Annotated in this window: 19 protein-coding genes; 6 read left to right on the top strand and 13 right to left on the bottom strand. The window is 60.5% G+C overall.

Annotated features, from left to right (window positions below; genetic code table 11):
• Positions 1-6: 6 nt before the first annotated feature.
• From tauA to DBR46_RS11070, 4 genes are all read right to left on the bottom strand, one after another.
• The gene (tauA, locus tag DBR46_RS11085; protein WP_026136505.1) at positions 7-984 is read right to left on the bottom strand and encodes a taurine ABC transporter substrate-binding protein; all 978 of its coding nucleotides are present in this window, start codon (positions 982-984) and stop codon (positions 7-9) included.
• Positions 985-1,223: 239 nt separating this feature from the next.
• Positions 1,224-2,807, bottom strand: coding sequence for a glutamate--cysteine ligase (gshA, locus tag DBR46_RS11080; protein WP_124526213.1), 1,584 nt, complete (start codon positions 2,805-2,807; stop codon positions 1,224-1,226).
• 215 nt (positions 2,808-3,022) lie between these two features.
• Entirely contained in the window at positions 3,023-3,406 is a 384-nt protein-coding gene (locus tag DBR46_RS11075; protein ID WP_124526212.1) for a PaaI family thioesterase, read from the bottom strand.
• The gene (locus tag DBR46_RS11070) at positions 3,406-5,742 is read right to left on the bottom strand and encodes a Tex family protein (RefSeq protein ID WP_124526211.1); all 2,337 of its coding nucleotides are present in this window, start codon (positions 5,740-5,742) and stop codon (positions 3,406-3,408) included. The genes DBR46_RS11075 and DBR46_RS11070 overlap by 1 nt, the downstream gene beginning before the upstream one ends.
• A 354-nt stretch (positions 5,743-6,096) precedes the next feature.
• On the opposite strand from DBR46_RS11070, the gene ompR reads away from it, so the two are divergent.
• Together ompR and DBR46_RS11060 are read left to right on the top strand one after the other, a co-directional pair.
• Positions 6,097-6,837, top strand: a complete 741-nt coding sequence (gene ompR, locus DBR46_RS11065; RefSeq protein ID WP_017737550.1) for a two-component system response regulator OmpR — start codon at positions 6,097-6,099, stop codon at positions 6,835-6,837.
• A gap of 117 nt (positions 6,838-6,954) precedes the next feature.
• Positions 6,955-8,268 carry an ATP-binding protein gene (locus DBR46_RS11060; protein WP_017737551.1) on the top strand — a complete coding sequence of 438 codons (1,314 nt, stop codon included), beginning with the start codon at positions 6,955-6,957 and terminating at the stop codon, positions 8,266-8,268.
• A gap of 141 nt (positions 8,269-8,409) precedes the next feature.
• On the opposite strand, the gene rimK is transcribed toward DBR46_RS11060, so the two are convergent.
• Together rimK and DBR46_RS11045 are read right to left on the bottom strand one after the other, a co-directional pair.
• Complete coding sequence (gene rimK, locus DBR46_RS11050; protein WP_003187674.1) at positions 8,410-9,315, bottom strand: 30S ribosomal protein S6--L-glutamate ligase; 906 nt, start codon at positions 9,313-9,315, stop codon at positions 8,410-8,412.
• Positions 9,312-9,761: an ATP-dependent zinc protease gene (locus tag DBR46_RS11045; RefSeq protein ID WP_177325340.1), complete on the bottom strand. Its 450-nt coding sequence runs from the start codon at positions 9,759-9,761 to the stop codon at positions 9,312-9,314. Before DBR46_RS11045 ends, rimK begins: the two co-directional genes overlap by 4 nt.
• Before the next feature lie 330 nt (positions 9,762-10,091).
• Here DBR46_RS11045 and DBR46_RS11040 point away from each other — a divergent pair, with 330 nt between their 5' ends.
• The 3 genes from DBR46_RS11040 (at position 10,092) to DBR46_RS11030 (ending at position 13,230) form a co-directional block, all read left to right on the top strand.
• Positions 10,092-10,499 carry an RNA-binding S4 domain-containing protein gene (locus tag DBR46_RS11040; RefSeq protein ID WP_124526209.1) on the top strand — a complete coding sequence of 136 codons (408 nt, stop codon included), beginning with the start codon at positions 10,092-10,094 and terminating at the stop codon, positions 10,497-10,499.
• A 107-nt stretch (positions 10,500-10,606) separates the two neighbouring features.
• Complete coding sequence (gene hslO / locus DBR46_RS11035; RefSeq protein ID WP_124526208.1) at positions 10,607-11,509, top strand: Hsp33 family molecular chaperone HslO; 903 nt, start codon at positions 10,607-10,609, stop codon at positions 11,507-11,509.
• A 179-nt stretch (positions 11,510-11,688) separates the two neighbouring features.
• The gene (locus DBR46_RS11030) at positions 11,689-13,230 is read left to right on the top strand and encodes a phosphoenolpyruvate carboxykinase (protein ID WP_124526207.1); all 1,542 of its coding nucleotides are present in this window, start codon (positions 11,689-11,691) and stop codon (positions 13,228-13,230) included.
• 57 nt (positions 13,231-13,287) lie between these two features.
• Here DBR46_RS11030 and DBR46_RS11025 read toward each other — a convergent pair whose 3' ends face one another.
• The 6 genes from DBR46_RS11025 to DBR46_RS11000 form a co-directional block, all read right to left on the bottom strand.
• Positions 13,288-14,151, bottom strand: a complete 864-nt coding sequence (locus tag DBR46_RS11025; RefSeq protein ID WP_256659273.1) for a DMT family transporter — start codon at positions 14,149-14,151, stop codon at positions 13,288-13,290.
• A gap of 213 nt (positions 14,152-14,364) precedes the next feature.
• A complete protein-coding gene (locus tag DBR46_RS11020) occupies positions 14,365-14,721 on the bottom strand; it encodes a DUF1493 family protein (protein ID WP_124526206.1) in 357 nt (118 codons plus the stop codon).
• Between the two features lie 269 nt (positions 14,722-14,990).
• Positions 14,991-15,626, bottom strand: a complete 636-nt coding sequence (locus DBR46_RS11015; protein ID WP_124526205.1) for a DUF1493 family protein — start codon at positions 15,624-15,626, stop codon at positions 14,991-14,993.
• Positions 15,623-16,114 carry a hypothetical protein gene (locus DBR46_RS11010; RefSeq protein WP_124526204.1) on the bottom strand — a complete coding sequence of 164 codons (492 nt, stop codon included), beginning with the start codon at positions 16,112-16,114 and terminating at the stop codon, positions 15,623-15,625. The genes DBR46_RS11015 and DBR46_RS11010 overlap by 4 nt, the downstream gene beginning before the upstream one ends.
• A gap of 311 nt (positions 16,115-16,425) precedes the next feature.
• Positions 16,426-17,025: a putative adenosine monophosphate-protein transferase Fic gene (locus DBR46_RS11005; RefSeq protein ID WP_124526203.1), complete on the bottom strand. Its 600-nt coding sequence runs from the start codon at positions 17,023-17,025 to the stop codon at positions 16,426-16,428.
• The gene (locus tag DBR46_RS11000; RefSeq protein WP_124526202.1) at positions 17,025-17,195 is read right to left on the bottom strand and encodes a YhfG family protein; all 171 of its coding nucleotides are present in this window, start codon (positions 17,193-17,195) and stop codon (positions 17,025-17,027) included. Before DBR46_RS11000 ends, DBR46_RS11005 begins: the two co-directional genes overlap by 1 nt.
• Before the next feature lie 175 nt (positions 17,196-17,370).
• Here DBR46_RS11000 and DBR46_RS10995 point away from each other — a divergent pair, with 175 nt between their 5' ends.
• Positions 17,371-18,546: a tetratricopeptide repeat protein gene (locus tag DBR46_RS10995; RefSeq protein WP_124526201.1), complete on the top strand. Its 1,176-nt coding sequence runs from the start codon at positions 17,371-17,373 to the stop codon at positions 18,544-18,546.
• 64 nt (positions 18,547-18,610) lie between these two features.
• Here DBR46_RS10995 and DBR46_RS10990 read toward each other — a convergent pair whose 3' ends face one another.
• Complete coding sequence (locus DBR46_RS10990) at positions 18,611-19,672, bottom strand: S8 family peptidase (protein ID WP_256659271.1); 1,062 nt, start codon at positions 19,670-19,672, stop codon at positions 18,611-18,613.
• Positions 19,673-19,699: the final 27 nt, after the last annotated feature.

Here is a 19,699-nt window from a genome sequence, read left to right as displayed (position 1 = left end):
TCCTGATCAGTTGGTAATGAACTTGGCGCTGACGTAAGGGGCGTAGTCCGGCAGTACGGCGTCAACCTTGCCTTGTTCCTTGAGGAACGCGGCGGTGTCGGTCACGGCCTTGGTGGTCGGCGCGCCCAGCAGGGTCACCTGGTCGGCGGCCAGCGGGTAGACGTTGCCTTGCAGCAGCAGCGGGATGTCGCTGGCCTTGGCGCCGGAGAGTTTCACCAGCTTGTCGACGTTGCCTTTATCGGCAATCCACGCTTGTGGGTCTTTGCGGTAGGCGGCGTAGGCATCCAAGGTGACTTTGGCGAAAGCCGTGACGATTTCCGGGTGCTTGGCGGCGAAGTCCTTACGCACGATCCAGGCATCGAAGGTCGGTGCGCCAAACTTGGCCAGTTCGCCGGAAGTGATCAGCACCTTGCCGTTTTCCTTGGCTACGCCCAGGGCTGGGTCCCACACGTAAGTGGCGTCGATATCACCACGCTTCCAGGCGGCGATGATCGCCGGTGGTGCGAGGTTGAGGATGGTCACTTTCGACGGGTCGATGTTCCAGTGCTTCAGCGCGGCCAGCAGGCTGTAGTGGCCGGTGGACACGAAGGGCACGGCGATTTTCTTGCCGATCAGGTCCTGCGGGCCGTTGATCCCCGAACCATTGCGCGCCACCAGGGCTTCGGCGCCGCCGATCTGGGTGGCGACGAGGAAGGTTTCCACCGGCACTTTGCGGGTGATGGCAGCGGTCAGCGGGCTCGAACCGAGGTAGCCGATCTGCACGTCGCCGGAAGCAATGGCGGCGATGATGTCGGCGCCATTGTCGAATTTGCGCCAGTCGATCTTGGCGTTGGTGGCTTTTTCATACGCGCCGTCGGCCTGGGCGACTTTGGCCGGGTCCACGGTGGTCTGGTAAGCGATGGTCACATCCGCCGCCTGGGCAAACAGGCTGGCACCGGCCAGGGACAATGCGGCCAAGAGGCGCAGAGGGGTCAATAGTTTCAAGGGGAAGCTCCTCAATCAGGCGGCCGAGGGTCGGCGTGTGAGAAGACTAAATGATCTAAGAACTCGAAAATAAATAACATTTTCGAATTAGCTTATGAGGAGAAGCGTGGAGCCAGATCTTCAGTCCGGCGCAGGCAAATGTGGGAGCTGGCTTGCCTGCGATAGCGGTAGGTCAGTAGCACAGATGCCAACTGATACACCGCCATCGCAGGCAAGCCAGCTCCCACAGGAGTCAGGCTTTAGTTGCTGATCGCCAGAATGCTGGCTTGGTAGGAACCGACGAACACATCAAAATCGCCCACTTCGTTCTGCTCCAGCTCTGCCTGTTGTGCCAGCGACTTGCGCGCCAGTTCTTCAAAGTGCGCCTGCTCTGCAGCCGGCAGCGGTTCGCTGCGGAAATGCTCGGCATGCAGCTGGCTCTGATGCAGGGAGAACTGCGCAAAGCTCTCTTTACGCTCGGCCATCGCCGCCAATACCTGGGCCGACGGGGTCAGGGACGGGTCCTGAACCTTCGCCAACTGGGCGTCCAGCGCTTGGCTGTGTTCGTTGATGCCGTGGCTCTCATCGAGCAGGGCGGCCAACGGGGCGATCTTCTCCAGCAGCTCGGTGGCCCATTCCTTCATGCCCACAGGCTGGCCGTCGCGCTGCAATTGCAGGCCCGGACGGCGACCTTCCTTGACCACGCTGAGGAAGTTGGCGGTGGCGTTGCCGCACTCGTTGCTGGCGAACAGCGGGCTGTCGTTCAGCGCGCAGTACAACAGGAACGCATCGAGGAAACGCGACTCCGGCAGGTCGATGCCCATCGGCAGGAACGGGTTGATGTCCAGGCAACGCACTTCGATGTACTGGATGCCACGGGCCATCAGCGCCTGGATCGGCCGCTCGCCGGTGTAGGTCACACGTTTTGGGCGGATGTTGGAGTAGTACTCGTTTTCGATCTGCAGGATGTTGGTGTTGAGCTGCACCCACTCACCGTCCTTGTGCGTGCCGATTTCGACGTACGGTGCGTAGGGCGTTGCCACCGCTTCGCGCAGGCTGTCGGTGTAGCTGTTCAAATCGTTGTAGCACGGCGTGAGGCCGGCCTGGGCGTTGCTCTGGTAACCCAGGTCGCTCATGCGCAGGCTGGTGGCGTACGGCAGGTACAGGGTGTCGGCGTCGAGCACTTCGAGCTGGTGCGAGCGCCCGCGCAGGAAACCGGCGTCCAGGGCCGGCGAAGCACCGAACAGGTACATCAGCAGCCAGCTGTAGCGGCGGAAATTGCGGATCAGTGCGATGTAGGCCGTGGACTGATAATCGCGGTCGGTGCCGACAAATCCTTCAGTCTCCTTGAGCAACGGCCACAACTGTTCCGGCAGGGAAAAGTTGTAGTGGATGCCGGCGATGCACTGCATGGTCTTGCCGTAACGCAGGGCCAGGCCCTTGCGGTACACGTACTTGAGCTGCCCGATATTGGACGTGCCGTAGTAGGCAATCGGAATGTCTTCCTCAGCCGGCAGTGGGCACGGCATCGAGGGGCTCCACAGGTACTCGCTGCCGAGCTTGGTGTAGGCAAAGCGATGGATCTTGTCCAGGCTGCTCAGGGTATCGGCCGGGTTGGGCAGGGCGGGAGTGATGAACTCCAGCAACGATTCCGAGTAGTCGGTAGTGATCTGTTCGTGGGTCAACGCGGCGCCCAGGGCTTCGGGGTGCGGCGTTTGTGCCAGGCGGCCTTCGCCGGTGACGCGCAGGCATTCGCGCTCGATGCCGTGCAAGCACTGCTCTAGCAGGGAGAGGTGTTCGCGCTTGCCGAGCAAAGCCAGGCGGCGGTTGAGAAGTTCGCTCAAGTTGGATTCCTTCACGCGTCAGTCGCCCCAATATGGGGGTGGGCAGGACGGTCTACAAGGGTGAAGTTAAAACTGGCGTGATCGCCTGGTCTAGAGTCGATTTGACTCGCTCAGAAAAAGCCGACTTCACTCCATGAATTTGGCTATAGCGCAGCAAGAAAATTCCGACGCCGTTTAGTGCAGCGCCGAAATTAACTCAAATCGAGGGTGGGGAGCTATAGGACAGCGAAGGTGCCTTGTGCTTTTGCGACCAGTTTTTCGTCCTGGTACACATCCGCCTCGACCACCAGGGTGCGTCGACCGGCGTGAATCACCCGACTGGTGCACAGCACGTCACCGTCTTCGACGGCGCGGATGTAGTTGATCTTGCACTCGATGGTCGCGCTCTGCTGGTCGAAACCATGGACGCTGGAACAGGCCAGCCCCATCGTAATGTCCACCAGGCTGAAAATCGCCCCGCCGTGGAGCTTGCCCGCGCGGTTGCGCAGGTGCGGCTCCAGGGTCAGGGCCACCTCGGCAACGCCTTCTTCAAGGCGTTGCAGGCGGCAGCCGATCAGTTCGCTGAACGCGCTCTGGGTCAAGCCGGCCGGGATCTCCATCAGCGTTTCTTCAGCTGCTTGGCGTTGGCGAACAGCGAGGCCATGGCGTTGTTGCTTGGCGCTGCGGTCGCGGTTTCCTTGCGCGGCGCTGTGTTTTCCGAGCGGTTCTGCGACTGGCGCGGCGCCGAGCCTGGGCGGGCGCCACGGGCACCGTCGATTTTCTCGCCGGGGGTGTCGCTCATGCGCATCGACAGGCCGACGCGTTTGCGCGGGATATCGACTTCCATGACCTTGACCTTGACCACGTCACCGGCTTTCACCGCCTCACGCGGGTCCTTGATGAATTTCTCCGAAAGCGCAGAGATATGCACCAAACCGTCCTGATGGACGCCGATATCCACAAACGCGCCGAAGTTGGTCACGTTGGTCACCACGCCTTCGAGGATCATGCCCAGCTCCAGATCCTTGAGGTCTTCGACGCCGTCCTGGAACTCGGCGGTCTTGAACTCGGGACGCGGGTCGCGGCCAGGTTTTTCCAGCTCTTGCAGGATATCGGTGATGGTCGGTACGCCGAAGGTTTCATCGGTGTACTTCTTCGGGTCCAGGCGCTTGAGGAACGCGGCGTCGCCGATCAGCGAGCGGATATCGCGGTCGGTTTCGGCGGCGATGCGTTGCACCAGCGGGTAGGCTTCCGGGTGGACAGCGGACGAATCCAGTGGGTTGTCGCCGTTCATGACGCGTAGGAAGCCTGCGGCTTGTTCGAAGGTTTTCTCACCCAGACGAGCGACTTTTTTCAGCGCGGCGCGGGTTTTGAAGGCGCCGTTTTCGTCACGGTGGGTAACGATGTTCTGCGCCAGGGTGCTGTTCAGGCCGGAGATACGCGCCAGCAGGGCGACGGAGGCCGTGTTTACATCCACGCCGACCTTGTTTACGCAGTCTTCCACCACCGCATCCAGGCCGCGCGCCAGTTTCAGCTGCGACACGTCGTGCTGGTACTGGCCGACGCCGATGGATTTCGGGTCGATCTTCACCAGTTCGGCCAGCGGGTCCTGCAAGCGGCGGGCAATGGACACCGCGCCACGGATCGACACGTCGAGGTCCGGGAATTCCTTGGAGGCCAGTTCCGACGCCGAGTACACCGATGCGCCGGCCTCGGAGACCATGACTTTGGTCATCTTCATGGCGGGGTATTTCTTGATCAGTTCGGCGGCCAGCTTGTCGGTTTCACGGCTGGCGGTGCCGTTGCCGATGGCGATCAGGTCCACGGCGTGCTTGGCGCACAGCGCTGCGAGGATCGCCAGGGTCTGGTCCCACTTGTTGTGCGGCACGTGCGGGTACACGGTGGCGTGGTCCAGCAGCTTGCCGGTGGAATCGACCACCGCGACCTTGCAGCCGGTACGCAGGCCCGGGTCGAGGCCCAGGGTGGCGCGCGGGCCGGCCGGTGCGGCCAGCAGCAGGTCGTGCAGGTTGTGGGCAAAGACGTTGATCGCCTCGGTTTCGGCGCCGTCACGCAACTCGCCGAGCAGGTCGGTTTCGAGGTGGGTGTAGAGCTTGACCTTCCAGGTCCAGCGCACCACTTCGCCGAGCCACTTATCCGCAGGACGATTCTGATTCTGGATGCCGAATTGTTGACCGATCATGCCTTCGCACGGGTGCATGGTGCCCGGCAGCTCGTCGCCGACTTTCAGCGCGGAGCTGAGAATACCTTCGTTGCGCCCGCGGAAAATCGCCAGCGCACGGTGGGACGGCATGCTCTTGAGCGGTTCGTCGTGCTCGAAGTAATCGCGGAACTTGGCGCCTTCTTCCTCTTTGCCGGCGATCACGCGGGCGCTGAGGATGGACTCTTGCTTCAGGTACGTGCGCAGTTTTTCCAGCAGGCTGGCGTCTTCGGCGAAGCGCTCCATGAGGATGTACTTGGCGCCCTCGAGGGCGGCCTTGACGTCGGCGACGCCTTTTTCCGCGTCGATGAAGCGCGCGGCTTCGGTGTCCGGGGTCAGCGACGGGTCGTTGAACAGGCCGTCGGCCAGCTCGCCGAGGCCGGCCTCCAGGGCGATCTGGCCCTTGGTGCGGCGCTTTTGCTTGTACGGCAGGTAGAGGTCTTCGAGGCGGGTCTTGGTGTCGGCGAGCTTGATGTCGCGCTCAAGCTGAGGGGTCAGCTTGCCCTGTTCCTCGATGCTGGCGAGGATGCTGATACGCCGTTCGTCGAGTTCTCGCAGGTAGCGCAGGCGCTCTTCCAGGTGACGCAGTTGGATGTCGTCGAGGCTGCCGGTCACTTCTTTACGGTAACGGGCGATGAAGGGCACCGTGGAGCCCTCATCCAGTAGAGCGACGGCCGCTTCGACCTGTTGCGGGCGTACACCGAGTTCCTCGGCGATGCGGCTGTTGATGCTGTCCATAAAACCACCTGAAATTCTGAAAGCAGCCCGCAGGCCCGTAAAACAAGGCCTTGCGCGGCTGGTTGAGCGGCCCGACTGGCGCCGCTGCCTGGGTCAAGAGGCAGCCTATTGACCCTCGAAATCGAAAAAATCACGACAAGCGGGTAAAAAAAGCCCGGCAGTAAACGGTAACGATCTGACGTTGCCCTGCACGAAGGCGCCGCATTATAACCAGCGTTCTGTCCTTGGGGGGACTGTGCCAAAGGTTGTAGGGCGCGGGTTCGCTGGCAGTAGAGGAAAAATCTGCTAACAATGCACACGGTGCGTATAACGGCAGCTACGCCATAATGCGCGCCGAGATAAGAGGAGCATCCAATGAGCAGCACTGCACAAACTGCTGAAGGCGAAAAAATTCTCATCGTTGATGACGATCCGGGGCTGAGCAGCCTGCTGGAGCGTTTCTTCAACTCCAAGGGCTACCGTGCCCGCGCGGTGCCGAACACCGAGCAGATGGATCGTCTGCTGGGGCGTGAAGTATTCAACCTGGTCGTACTCGACCTGATGCTGCCGGGCGAAGACGGCCTGACCGCCTGCAAGCGCCTGCGCAGCGCGAACAACCAGATCCCCATCATCATGCTGACCGCCAAGGGCGATGAGCTGAGCCGCATCAAGGGCCTGGAGCTGGGCGCTGATGACTACCTGGCCAAGCCGTTCAACCCGGACGAGCTGATGGCGCGGGTCAAGGCCGTATTGCGTCGCCAGGCACCGCCGGTTCCAGGCGCACCGGGCAGCGAAGACGAAAGCGTTACGTTTGGCGACTACGAGCTGTCGCTGGCGACCCGTGAGCTCAAGCGTGGCGATGAAGTGCACATGCTGACCACTGGCGAATTCGCCGTGCTCAAGGCGCTGGTCATGAACGCCCGCCAGCCGCTGACCCGCGACAAGCTGATGAACCTGGCCCGTGGCCGGGAGTGGGACGCCCTGGAGCGCTCCATCGACGTGCAGATCTCCCGTCTGCGCCGGATGATCGAACCGGACCCGTCCAAGCCACGGTATATCCAGACCGTGTGGGGCGTGGGTTACGTGTTTGTGCCGGATGGCACTGCAACCAAGTGACCGAAGATTTGCAGGAACGGGCATCCATGGGTTCGGCGCCGTGAGGGTCGACGGGATGCCCGGCGTCTGCAATTCTGCGAGCGCCGCTCATTCCTGCAAGGTGTCTAGCTGTCTTCTATGAAAACCCCGCTGTGGTTCCCGCAAAGCTTTTTCTCCCGCACCCTTTGGCTGGTGCTGATCGTCGTTCTGTTTTCCAAGGCACTCACGCTGGTTTATCTATTGATGAACGAGGACGTGCTCGTGGATCGACAATACAGTCACGGTGTCGCCCTGACGCTGCGCGCCTACTGGGCCGCCGACCCTGAGAACCGCGAGAAGATCGCCAAGGCCGCCACCCTGGTGCGCGTCGCCGGCGCCGGTGTGCCGGAGGGTGAGCAGCATTGGCCCTACAGCGAGATCTACCAGCGCCAGATGCAGGCCGAACTGGGTGAAGACACCGAGGTGCGGCTGCGCATGCATGTGTCGCCCGCGTTGTGGGTGCGCGCGCCGAGCCTGGGTGAGGATTGGTTGAAAGTGCCGTTGTACCCGCACCCGTTGCGGGGGCAGAAGATCTGGAACGTGTTGGGCTGGTTCCTGGCCATTGGCTTGCTTTCGACCGCGTCCGCGTGGATTTTCGTGCGCCAGCTCAACCAACCGCTCAAACGCCTGGTGTTTGCTGCCCGCCAACTGGGCCAGGGGCGCAGTGTGCGCCTGCCGGTCAGCGACACGCCCAGTGAGATGACCGAGGTGTACGGCGCCTTCAACCAGATGGCGGAGGACGTCGAACAGGCCGGGCGCGAACGCGAGCTGATGCTGGCGGGGGTGTCCCATGACCTGCGCACACCGTTGACGCGCTTGCGGCTGTCATTGGAGTTGATGGGCAACCATAACGACCTCACCGACGACATGGTGCGGGATATCGAGGACATGGACGCGATCCTCGACCAGTTCCTGGCGTTTATCCGTGATGGCCGTGACGAAGTGGTTGAGGAAGTGGACCTGACTGACCTGGTGCGTGAGGTGGTGGCGCCTTACAACCAGAATGGCGAACAGGTGCGCATGCGCCTGGAGCCGATCCAGCCGTTTGCGCTACGTCGGGTGTCGATGAAGCGCCTGTTGAACAACCTGATCGGCAACGCCTTGCATCACGCGGGTTCAGATGTGGAAGTGGCGGCGTATGTGTCCGGCGACAGTGCTGCGCCCTATGTCGTGCTGAGCGTGATGGACCGTGGCACCGGGATCGACCCGGCGGAGCTGGAAGGCATCTTCAACCCGTTCACCCGTGGCGACCGTGCCCGGGGTGGCAAAGGCACTGGCCTTGGGCTGGCGATTGTGCGGCGGATTGCTTCTATGCATGGCGGCAATGTTGAGCTGCGCAACCGCGAAGGCGGAGGCCTGGAGGCGCGGGTGCGTTTGCCGCTTGGGCTGATGTTGCCCAGAGATGCGGTCTAACAGACACCCAGTAACCCAATGTGGGAGCTGGCTTGCCTGCGATAGCGGTGGTTCAGTCAACAATTATGTTGAATGTGCCGCCCTCATCGCAGGCAAGCCAGCTCCCACAGTTTTTTGTGGTGGCTGGTAGAGAGCGTGAAATCAGCCCTTGCCCTTGGTCCGCGTCATATTCGGCCCGCCATTCTTCTCCAGGTGCTGAATGATGATCCCCGCCACATCCTTGCCCGTGGTGGTTTCGATCCCTTCCAGGCCTGGCGATGAGTTGACCTCCATCACCAGCGGCCCGTGGTTGGAGCGCAAGATATCCACACCTGCCACGCTCAACCCCATGACCTTGGCCGCTCGCAGTGCGGTCATGCGCTCTTCCGGGGTGATCTTTATCAGGCTGGCGCTGCCGCCACGGTGCAGGTTGGAGCGGAACTCGCCTGGCTTGGCCTGGCGTTTCATCGCCGCAATCACCTTGTCGCCCACCACGAAGCAGCGGATATCCGCACCGCCGGCTTCCTTGATGTATTCCTGCACCATGATGTTCTGCTTGAGGCCCATGAACGCCTCGATCACCGACTCTGCCGCCGTCGCGGTTTCACACAGCACCACGCCGATGCCCTGGGTACCTTCCAGCACCTTGATCACCAGCGGTGCGCCGTTGACCATCTCGATCAGGTCGGGGATGTCGTCCGGTGAGTGGGCAAAACCGGTGACCGGCAAGCCGATGCCCCGGCGTGACAGCAGTTGCAGCGAGCGCAGTTTGTCCCGCGAGCGGGCGATGGCCACCGATTCATTGAGGGGGAACACCCCCATCATTTCAAACTGGCGCAGCACCGCGCAGCCATAAAAGGTCACCGAAGCGCCGATACGCGGGATGACCGCATCGAAGCCCTCCAGGGGTTTGCCCCGGTAGTGGATCTGCGGCTTGTGGCTGGCAATGTTCATATAGGCACGCAACGTGTCGATCACCACCATTTCGTGGCCACGTTCGGTGCCGGCCTCGACCAGGCGGCGGGTGGAATACAGACGCGGGTTTCGCGACAGCACAGCAATCTTCATGCAGCACCTGGGGCAGAAATAGTAGAGACCGGGAACACCGGCTTGTCTTGAACGTACTTGACGCCTGGATTAACCACCAACTGGCCATCAATCAGCGCCTTGGAGCCGAGCAACAGGCGGTAACGCATGGCTTTGCGGCAGGCCAGGGTGAATTCCACCCGCCATACCCGATCACCCAGCGCGAGGGTGGTGCTGATCACATAGCGCACCTGCGCATGGCCGTTGGAGCTCTTGATGGTTTTCATTGTCACCAGGGGCGCTTCACAGCGGCGGTGACGCAATTGCACCACGCTGCCCAGGTGCGCGGTAAAGCGCACCCAGTTCTCACCGTCGCGCTCAAAAGGCTCGATATCGGTGGCGTGCAGGCTTGAGGTGCTGGCGCCGGTGTCGATCTTGGCGCGCAGGCCGGCCACTCCCAGGTCGGGAAGTGCCACCCACTCACGCAGACCCACAACGGTCAAATGGTCAAATGTCTTCAATATGGGTAACCGGTCATTCAGAAATGTTTCGTAGTCTTCGAGGACAGTAACGTCCAACTGCGCATGGATTGTGACAATCCCCGACCATCCGTGAAGGGGTGGCGCCGAATTCGCGGTATTCACGCAGAATATTCGGCAAATGGCGACAGATATCGCTCAGGTACCGGTAATCAGTCGATGCAATGGAAAGTCACGTAAAACTCCAGCTGCCTGGCGTATCTTAGGTGAGCCTTGAGGTTTATGCGTCGAAGGGTTTCAACGGTAAAGTTGCGACATTTTTCAGAGCGAGGAATTCAAGTGGCTCAAAAGCAGGAAGAGGAAGAAAAGGTCCGTTTGGACAAGTGGCTGTGGGCGGCGCGTTTTTATAAGACCCGTGCCCTGGCCAAGGCCGCCATCGAGAGCGGCAAGGTGCACCATCGCGGCGAGCGCTGCAAGCCGGGCAAGGAACCGCGCGTCGGAGATGAGTTCCAGATTCGTGCAGGGTTTGATGAAAAGACAGTCGTAGTGCAGGCGCTTTCCACTGTGCGCCGCGGTGCGCCTGAAGCCCAGGCGCTGTACGCCGAGACCGACGCCAGCATCGCCAAGCGCGAAAATGCGGCGGCGATGCGCAAGGCCGGTGCCATCGGCATGACCACCGATGGCAAACCGAGCAAAAAACAGCGTCGCGACCTGTTCAAGTTTCGCGGCAGCGGAAACGACGACTGAGGCCACCGGCAATCGCCCAAAGCGTCAGTTGGCTTGGAACTGCCTCGGTTTGTTCATAAACTGCAGCATCTTCGCGTCAATATTCTTCAATTCAGATACCCAGACCTATGACTGATCTACCGGATACCGACTTCACCCAACGCTTCATCTTCGACGAGACCGACGCCCGGGGCGAACTGGTGTCGCTGGAGCGCAGCTACGCCGAAGTCCTCGCCAAGCACGCCTATCCTGAGCCGGTCGCGCAGTTGCTCGGTGAGTTGATGGCGGCTGCGGCGCTGCTGGTGGGCACCATGAAGTTCGACGGTCTGCTGATCCTGCAGGCCCGTTCCGAAGGCCCGATCCCGTTGCTGATGATCGAATGCTCCAGCGAGCGCGACATCCGTGGCCTGGCCCGTTACGAGGCCGACCAGATCGCCCCGGACGCGACCCTGTCCGACCTGATGCCCAACGGCGTGTTGGCGCTCACCGTCGACCCGACCGAAGGCCAGCGCTACCAGGGTATCGTCGACCTCGACGGCGAGACCCTGTCGGACTGCTTCACCAACTATTTCGTGATGTCCCAGCAAGTGGGCACCAAGTTCTGGCTCAACGCTGACGGCCATCGCGCCCGTGGCCTGCTGCTGCAACAACTGCCCGCCGACCGCATCAAGGACGACGACGATCGCGCGGAAAGCTGGCGCGGCCTCACCGCCCTGGCCGGCACGCTCACGGCGGAAGAACTGCTGGGCCTGAGCAACGAAACCATCCTGCACCGTCTCTACCACGAAGAAGCCGTGCGTCTATTCGACGCACAGTCCCTGCGCTTCAATTGCAGCTGCTCACGCGAGCGCTCGGCCAACGCCCTGGTCAGCCTGGGCCTGGAAGACGCGCAGAACCTGGTGGTGGAACACGGCGGCAACATCGAGATCGACTGCCAGTTCTGCAATGAGCGTTACCTGTTCGATGCCGCCGATGTAGTGCAATTGTTCGCCGGCGCAGGCATCGACACCCCTTCCGATACCCGCCACTAAAACGTTTAAGCACAGGTAAATCACCTGACAAACGCCGGATTAGCGCAGTTCTGACGGGAGGGCCCTACTCTTTTTGGGCTTTTCTGGCATAATCCGGCCCACTTTTTTCGCGGTAGTAGTGCGCAACTTTCTACTACAAAACGTTTGGAGCACTCGGCCATAGGCCGACGGGGAACCTCATGACGCAAGCCAATAACGCCGTATACACCGATCTGAGTGTTGACGATCTGGTCAAAGAAGCCCTGCAGCGCGGTGAAGGCGTGCTTGCCGATACTGGCGCGCTGGTCGTAGAAACCGGTCACCGTACCGGTCGTTCGCCAGTCGATCGTTTCATCGTTGAAGAGCCTACTACCCAGGACGCCATCGCCTGGGGCCCGATCAACCGCAAGTTCCCGGCCGACAAGTTCGATGCCCTGTGGGCTCGCGTCGAGGCGTTCAACAACGCGCAAGAGCATTTCGTTTCCCACGTTCACGTAGGTGCGGCCGAAGACCACTACCTCGCCGTGAAAATGACCACTCAGACTGCCTGGCAGAACCTGTTCGGTCGTTGCCTGTTCATCAACCCGGCCCAGTACAACCCGGCCGGCCGTGATGAATGGCAAGTGCTCAACGTGGCCAACTTCGAGTGCGTGCCAGAGCGTGATGGCACCAACTCCGACGGTTGCGTGATCCTCAACTTCGCCCAGAAGAAAGTGCTGATTGCTGGCATGCGTTACGCCGGTGAAATGAAAAAAGCCATGTTCTCGGTGCAGAACTTCCTGCTGCCGGCTTCTGACGTGCTGCCAATGCACTGCGCCGCCAACATCGGCGAAGCAGGCGACGTGACCCTGTTCTTCGGTCTGTCGGGCACTGGTAAAACCACCCTGTCCGCCGACGAAAGCCGTTACCTGATCGGTGACGACGAACACGGCTGGGGCGAAGGCGTGGTGTTCAACATCGAAGGCGGTTGCTATGCCAAGTGCATCGACCTCTCCGAGAAGAACGAGCCGGTCATCTGGAAAGCCATCAAGCACGGCGCCGTGCTGGAAAACGTCGTCATCGACGACGCCAAGCACGCCGACTACACCGACGTCAGCCTGACCCAGAACAGCCGCGCTGCCTACCCGCTGGAGCACGTTGCCAAGCGTTCCGAGAAGAACCTGGGCGGCGAGCCAAACGCGGTGATCTTCCTGACCTGCGACCTGACTGGCGTACTGCCACCGGTGTCGATCCTCAGCGAAGAACAAGCGGCCTACCACTTCCTGTCCGGCTACACCGCACTGGTGGGCTCGACCGAAATGGGTTCCGGCGGCGGCATCAAGTCGACCTTCTCCACCTGTTTCGGCGCACCGTTCTTCCCGCGTCCGGCTGGCGAATACGCAGAGCTGCTGATCAAGCGCATCCGCGGCTTCGGCTCCAAGGTCTACCTGGTCAACACCGGCTGGACCGGCGGCGGCTACGGCGTCGGCAACCGCTTCAACATCCCGACCACTCGCGGCGTGATCGCAGCGATCCAGAGCGGCGCGTTGATCGGTGCTGAAACTGAACACCTCGACACCATCAACCTCGACGTGCCACTGGCCGTACCGGGCGTTGAAACTGGCCTGTTGAACCCACGCAACACCTGGGCCGACAAGGCTGCCTACGATGAAGCCGCGAAGGCGCTGGCTGGCTTGTTCATCGAGAACTTCAAGAAGTTTGAAGTGAGCGATGCGATCAAGGCTGCAGGTCCTAAGTTGTAAGATTCGATCGTTGTGAAAAAGCCGCCTCTTGTAGGCGGCTTTTTTGTGCGCGGGAGGTTAGTTGGCGATGTGCAGGACCACGGCGCCGACGAGTACGAGTACAACCCCCAACACCTGCACCGCCGACAACCGCTCCTTGAAAAACACAAACCCCAGAATCGCCGCAATCCCCCCCGACAACGTACTGATCACCGTCACCACCGACACTGACCCCGCCATCGCCCCCCACGAAAACGCCGAGAACCCACCCAGGTTCATCAAGCTCGCCCCGGTCAACGTCGCGCAGTTTTTCAGCGGCGGGATTTTCAGGCCATCCTTGATCCTCAGCACCATCATCACCAGCACGCACAGGCCCACCAGATAACCCAGCCACAACATGCTGATCGGCCCCAGCGCCGGCAGCGTGTATCGGCCTTGCAGCCAGAAGCTGGTGCCGTACAGCGTTGCGGCGAGCATGGCGTAGGCGATGGACAGCCGTGGGTTGTTGTGGGGGACGCCGTTGTCCTTGTGGAGGCTGGAGAGGATCACGCCGATCACGCACAGGGCGATGCAGCCCAGTTGAAGCAGGCTGATGTGCTCACCGCTGGCCCAGGACAGCAGCGTGGTGACTACGCCGTAGGACGTCACCAGTGGCGCGACGATGGCGGCTTTGCCCAGGGCGAACGCCTTGGACAGTGCGAGGGCGCCGGAGACGGTGAACAGTGCGGCGGCGATGCCGAGGAGCCAGACGCTCAGCGGGGCATCAAGGGACTTGAAGAGGAAGGCCGGGAAGATAACGAGTAACAGGGTCATGATCAAAAAGCCGAGGGCTTGGCCGAAGTACACCGCGCGTTTAACGCCGACGGCGCGGGCGTTGAGGCCCACGAGGAAGTCCGTGCCGCCCCAGAGCAAGGCGGCCAGCAGGCCCATTGTTACGTCCATGTAAGGTCCTTGTTGTTTCGTGCGTGGCTCGCCAGATTAGCGCAGATCGAATGCAGGGGGGTCGAGAGCGAACATCCTACCTGTGGCGAGGGAGCTTGCTCCCGTTGGGTCGCGAAGCGGCCCCGTCTTTGTTGAAAAAGCTGGGACTGCTGCGCAGTCCAGCGGGAGCAAGCTCCCTCGCCACAGGTCACTTGTTCCTTCCCTCTGATGGGGTCAGCTGAGGTTTTCCAGGGTTTGCGTGTCCCAGCTGTGGGTCTTGATCGCCAGGTACAGCATGCCGATGGTCAGTGGGATTTTGTCGCCGCGGCCCTTGGCGCGGTGCTTCAGGAAGACATCGAACACCGGCGGGTTGAAGTAACGATAGGCGTCGTAGTCGCCCATATCGAGGGCAAACTCCTCCTCCACGGCTTCCATGAACTGCTTGGCCTCCGCGCCGTCGCAACCGAGGTCGAAGTTGATCGAGGTTTGCAGGCGCAGGGTCTTGTGTTTCGGCAGGCCGATTTCTTCGTGCAGCAGTTGCAGGAGTTGCTGCATGGCGAGGTCTTCGGGGAAGTCGGCGGCGAGGTTCATGGTGGGGGCACGCAGGAGTGGGTGAGGGGGATGGTCGCGTTGCAGGCGGTATTGGTTTCGGGTGATGAAGAGTGCCAAGCCTATCAAGAATACGAAGACAGGTAGGAAGGGCATTCTGAGAATCACCGCTACGTAGGGTAGTAGGAACATCAAAGTGAGCCCGGCCACGAGAAATGTGAGTGCGAAACGCTTTCTGAGGGTGGGGTCTGTGATTTGTAGATGCAGCAGCAAGTAAAGGCCGAGGAAAAAGGCTGTTTGCAGATAGATACTCATGACGACGGGTAACCGATTGCTTCGAGCGTCTCAGAGTCCCAGCGTTTGGCTTTGATGGCTTGGTAGAGCATGTTGATGGTGAGTGGCGTCTTGCCTTCGCACCCTCTTTCTACATATCGCAAATAGACGTCGAAACCTCGGCGCTTGAAGTAGCGGTTGCTTTTATAGTCACCGAGTTTCAAACCGAAATCTTGTTTCAGCGCTGCCATCAATCGTCTGGCCTCGCTACTGCTACAGCCGAGGTCGTGGTTGATTGAGGTATTGAGGTTAATGGCCTGGTGCTTGGGCAGGCCCACATCTTCATGTATGAGTTGCAGAAGATGAAGCATGAGGGGGTCGTCTGGGAAATCGGCGGCCAAGTTAAGCGTGGGTGCCACAAGCAGTGGGTGAGCGGATTGGGTTCGATTGTAGCGGTGTCGGTCCAGGAACAGTCCCGAACCTAATAGGATTGCGCCTATCGGCACGCTGGGCAACTGGGCTTCGTGCGCCCAGTAAGGGAGCCATATTGCACAGGCCAGCCCTGTGGCTAGCAGAGACAAACCGACATACTTCCTTAGGTTTTGCGCGCGTATTTTGTTGTCGATGAAAACGTTCAACACAATAAAAATCAGCCATTGCAGGTACTCCATCATCGGGTGATGCCCCCCATGAATGGAATAACCATTGCAGACATGGAGCGCTGGGGGCCTATCCCACCTTCGACCTGCGCTTCAATTCCAATAACCACATCGCCTGCGTGATAGGTGCGAATGAAGCTTTTGGTGATTACGCCCACAGTTGTGGCCGCGACGCGTGCCACGGGTTTCGAAAATGGATGAATTGGCGCACTGAAAGCCCCCGCTAGCAACACAGCGATGATGGTCCCGCGCTCATTGAACAGATCCGCCTGCTGTCGGGTTAGCGGTTTGGTGATCGCGATAGTCATCCTGCAAGGCAAATCGCGAGCAAGCATTTTTCCGTAGAGATCCACCAGTTGTTGGCGGACCTTATTTGCGGACGCGCCAGCGTCTAGTAGGCAGAGGTTTGCCAGCGCGTTCCGATCGGCAGGTAAAACAGCAACGCGCAGCACGGTGAAAGTGACGCCGTAGTGGCCGATGTATTGAGTCCTTTCGATGTTCATAGGGTGTTGTCCAGGCCGTGGAAAGGGCGCTAGTTTCGGACAGGCGAATATGGGTTTTGTAGAGGGGCGCGTGAGTGTTTTAAGCAGTTTCAGACGCGGATGTCACGGTGTTTGGAGGTTTCTTACAGCGGCGTCCGGCGTTGGCAGCTTGGCAGTGATTTCACAGGAAAATCGCGCCAACTGTGGGAGCCGGGCTTGCCCGCGATGGCGGTGGGTCAGGTAGGGAATTATCGGCTGATACACCGCCATCGCAGCGGTGCGACGACTCGACAAGCCAGCTCCCACAGGTTCAGCGGTGTGGCTGGGAGCGATTAATTGCTGGCAGGCCTGCTGATACACCGCTCAAAAATCGCCTCCAACCCCCGATAATCACACGCCACTGCATCAATATTCGCCGGTACCCACGCGGCGTGTTTCACCAGCCACCAGTTCACCGAAAACCCCGCATTCACAATGATTTGTTCAAACAAAATCCGCTGTGCCCGGCCGTTGCCTTCGCGGAAGGGATGGATGACGTTGAGGTCGCCGTACGCCTCGGCAATCTGCGTCACCAACTCGGCCTGGGTCGCGCCGACGTACCAGTTGGCCGCTTCCATATGCCCGATGATTTTCGCCGCTTCCGGTGGGATGCGTTCCGGGGTGCAGAACAGGGTGTCGCCTTTCTGGATGTTGACGCTGCGCAGTTCGCCGGCCCAGTCGTAGAGGTCGCCGAACAGGATGCGGTGGATGTGCTGCAGGCGATCGAGGTCGTAGGGCGGTGGGAAGAGCGGGAGGTTGCCTACGGCGATTTCGGAGAGTTCCCGCTCAGCCTGGTGCAGGCGGGCTTCGTCGTGCAAATCGAGGCGGTTGCGCAGGACGCTGCTACCGGGATAGCAGTACGGGTCCTGGCCCACGCCATATTTGTCGAGCATCAGCGTGGGGTGTCGCGGTACTTGGCAAGGACGGCTTCGCGGGTCGGCAGGGGCTTGTCGACATCGGCCGGTTGGGTGTCGAACCCCTCCAGGCGCAGGCTGGCCAGGTAATTGGACCGGCGGATCTTGTGGTAATGATCCTGTTTTTGCTCAAACGTCGGTTCGCTCATCGCAGCGTACTCCTGGGTAGCAAGCCTTGATTGTAGCGCAATGCTTCTGAGGGCTGGCGCGATAAAAACCACGTCACATTTTGTACAAAAAAACTGCCAGCTCGCTGAATTCAGCGTATGTTGCAGCGCAAAATCTTGTAGGGCGATTCCGCCCACTACTTAAAGGGAGTTAAGCATGGGTTTGCTTCGTGTCGCCTCGGCGATGTCATTGTGTGCGGTAGCGTTTTCAGTCCAGGCCGAACAGTTGCCGATTGAAGTGCTCAGCGCAGTGGTCAAGGACCAGAAAATCGCCGACGCCGAAGTGCTGCTGCAACGCAACGGCGCGCAAAACGTCGTGGGCCGCACCAACGCCCAAGGCCAGGTGGTCCTCACCAGCGCGGCCGCCGATGATGGCAGCAGCCTGCTGATCATCAAGAAGCCCGGCTATTCCAACCTGGTGGTGAAGTGCCCATGCAAGGGCATGACCTACGCGATCAGCCCGGTGATGGAAAACCTCGACGGCCTGCGCGTCGTGCTGACCTGGGGCCGCAACCCGTCAGACCTCGACTCCCACATGATTTTCCCGGGCAACAACATCTACTACGCCAGCAAAAAGGGCACTGATGCCGAGCTGGACGTCGATGACACCGACAGCTACGGCCCGGAAACCATCACCCTGCAGAAAAAACACTACGGCGAAAGCTACGTGTATGCCGTGCATGACTACTCCAACCAGTCCTACCCGAATTCGAGCCAGCTGTCCGACAGCGAGGCCAAGGTGTTCGTGTACATGGGGCAATCCCTGGTACGCACCTACTACGTGCCGAAAAACCGCACCGGCAACCTGTGGACCGTGTTCCGCATGACCGGCAGCGGCGACTTCCAGGACATCAACAGCTTCACCGGCGTCACCGTGGATGCGGCAAATGTGCTGAACGAAGTCAAACCGTTGCTGGATGACAGCGTGGCCGTCACTGAAGTGGTTGTCAGTTCGTCCGTACAGGCTGATGCGAAGAAGCTGAACCTGAAAGGCGAAGCGGCCTACCAGGCGGGTAACCTGGACCAGGCGATCGATTACTTCCGCCAGGCCATCGATCTGGATAACAGCTTCGGCAAGGCTTACGGCAACCTCGGTCTGGCGTATCAGAAGGCCGGCAACACAGCCGAGTCGATCTGGGCCAACCGCAAGGCCATCGCGTTGGCGTCGGGTGCCAATGCGGCGACCGTGCGTGCCGGGTCTTACTACAACATTGCGCGGATCTATGAAGCGGCCGGGCAGTTCCAGGATGCGTTGCGCCACTACCAGTTGGCCAAGGAGCAGAAGGCCAATCCGGTGTATGACACGGCGATTGAGCGTGTGAAAAACCGCTGATCGTCAACGCCCTACGCTTTATCGACAACGCGCCCTGGTGGCGCGTTGTTTGTTTGGGCGGCGGTTACAGGCGTGAGGCCGCTTCCAGGTCCATCAACCCGCGCCCATAGGCTTCGCTGTTGGCGTAGATGCCTGTTCGATTGGCGGTGTTGAGCAAGCGCTCGCGAACCTGTTGTGGCGTCATTTCAGGAAAGCGGCTCTGTAACGCGGCCAGTGCGCCGCTGACCAATGCAGCGGCTGGCGAGGTGCCGGCGGTTGGTCCATAGCTGCCGTCTTTGTGAGTGGTCAACAACCCTGCGCCACCATCGCCACCCGGCACGGCGATGCACCAGCGTGCAGCCAGGCCGCAATAATTGGATTTGAGATTGATGGCCGTGCCGTCATTCTTGAGCGCCATCACGGCAATCCAGCCTTTTTCCAGTTCGGGTACCAGCGTTGGCAGGCCAGGCTCGGCCAGGGGCTCACGCTTGATTTCATTGCCCGTGGAGAAGACAAACACTGCACCCTCTGCCACCAGCTTTTTCGCCACGCTCAGCGAGTCACCCATCAAGCGTTCATACACGGGGATTTCATTGGTGTTGGCTTCGATGGGGTTTGCCCATGAGTTGCTGAAAATGCGTGCGCCTTTGGCGTATGAGAGGGACCAGGCCTGGGCGATTTCACTGTCGAAGTAGAACGGCTCCTTGTCATCGCCGAAGCGCATGGGAATGAGCTGTGCGTTGAAGGCAATCCCATGCATGCCCTGGTCATCCTTGTTGGCGGCGAGGATGCCGGCCATCTGGGTGCCATGGCCCTTGATATCAATCGTGCCAGGTTGTTGGCGGACAAAATCGTAGCCTGGGTCGGCCACTCGCCCGCGGAATTCGGGCAACCCCTGGTTGAGGCCCGAGTCGATCAGCGCCACTTTCACGCCCTGGCCGGTGCCGCCCCGTGCGTAGAGGGCCGAGGCCTTGACGATGGGCAGGGCTGTTTCCGCGAGGTATTCGTGGGTTTCGAAGGTGTGGGTGTCCGGCTCGGCGGGCAGGGGTTTGGACGGTGTAGTGCAACCGAGCAGAATCATAGGCAGCGCGAGCAGGCCGAGGCGTTGCAGTGACAGCATGAGCTTGGGGTGGTGGCATTGAGGCATTCACGACTCCTTGTCGGGGTAGGTGAT

This window comes from Pseudomonas sp. KBW05 (assembly GCF_003852405.1).
Taxonomy (GTDB): domain Bacteria; phylum Pseudomonadota; class Gammaproteobacteria; order Pseudomonadales; family Pseudomonadaceae; genus Aquipseudomonas.
This window is presented reverse-complemented; position numbering and strand designations above follow the sequence as displayed.

Excerpts from the sequence above, each read along its gene's own strand:
- rimK (WP_003187674.1), bottom strand. The coding sequence starts at position 9,315 with ATGAAGATTGCTGTGCTGTCGCGAAACCCGCGTCTGTATTCCACCCGC.
- DBR46_RS11010 (WP_124526204.1), bottom strand. The coding sequence starts at position 16,114 with ATGAACATCGAAAGGACTCAATACATCGGCCACTACGGCGTCACTTTC.
- DBR46_RS10990 (WP_256659271.1), bottom strand. The coding sequence starts at position 19,672 with ATGCCTCAATGCCACCACCCCAAGCTCATGCTGTCACTGCAACGCCTC.
- DBR46_RS11000 (WP_124526202.1), bottom strand. The coding sequence starts at position 17,195 with ATGAGCGAACCGACGTTTGAGCAAAAACAGGATCATTACCACAAGATC.
- DBR46_RS11020 (WP_124526206.1), bottom strand. The coding sequence starts at position 14,721 with ATGAACCTCGCCGCCGACTTCCCCGAAGACCTCGCCATGCAGCAACTC.
- DBR46_RS11075 (WP_124526212.1), bottom strand. The coding sequence starts at position 3,406 with ATGGAGATCCCGGCCGGCTTGACCCAGAGCGCGTTCAGCGAACTGATC.
- DBR46_RS11060 (WP_017737551.1), top strand. The coding sequence starts at position 6,955 with ATGAAAACCCCGCTGTGGTTCCCGCAAAGCTTTTTCTCCCGCACCCTT.
- DBR46_RS11015 (WP_124526205.1), bottom strand. The coding sequence starts at position 15,626 with ATGATGGAGTACCTGCAATGGCTGATTTTTATTGTGTTGAACGTTTTC.
- DBR46_RS10995 (WP_124526201.1), top strand. The coding sequence starts at position 17,371 with ATGGGTTTGCTTCGTGTCGCCTCGGCGATGTCATTGTGTGCGGTAGCG.
- DBR46_RS11025 (WP_256659273.1), bottom strand. The coding sequence starts at position 14,151 with ATGGACGTAACAATGGGCCTGCTGGCCGCCTTGCTCTGGGGCGGCACG.
- DBR46_RS11070 (WP_124526211.1), bottom strand. The coding sequence starts at position 5,742 with ATGGACAGCATCAACAGCCGCATCGCCGAGGAACTCGGTGTACGCCCG.
- DBR46_RS11005 (WP_124526203.1), bottom strand. The coding sequence starts at position 17,025 with ATGCTCGACAAATATGGCGTGGGCCAGGACCCGTACTGCTATCCCGGT.
- ompR (WP_017737550.1), top strand. The coding sequence starts at position 6,097 with ATGAGCAGCACTGCACAAACTGCTGAAGGCGAAAAAATTCTCATCGTT.
- DBR46_RS11030 (WP_124526207.1), top strand. The coding sequence starts at position 11,689 with ATGACGCAAGCCAATAACGCCGTATACACCGATCTGAGTGTTGACGAT.
- hslO (WP_124526208.1), top strand. The coding sequence starts at position 10,607 with ATGACTGATCTACCGGATACCGACTTCACCCAACGCTTCATCTTCGAC.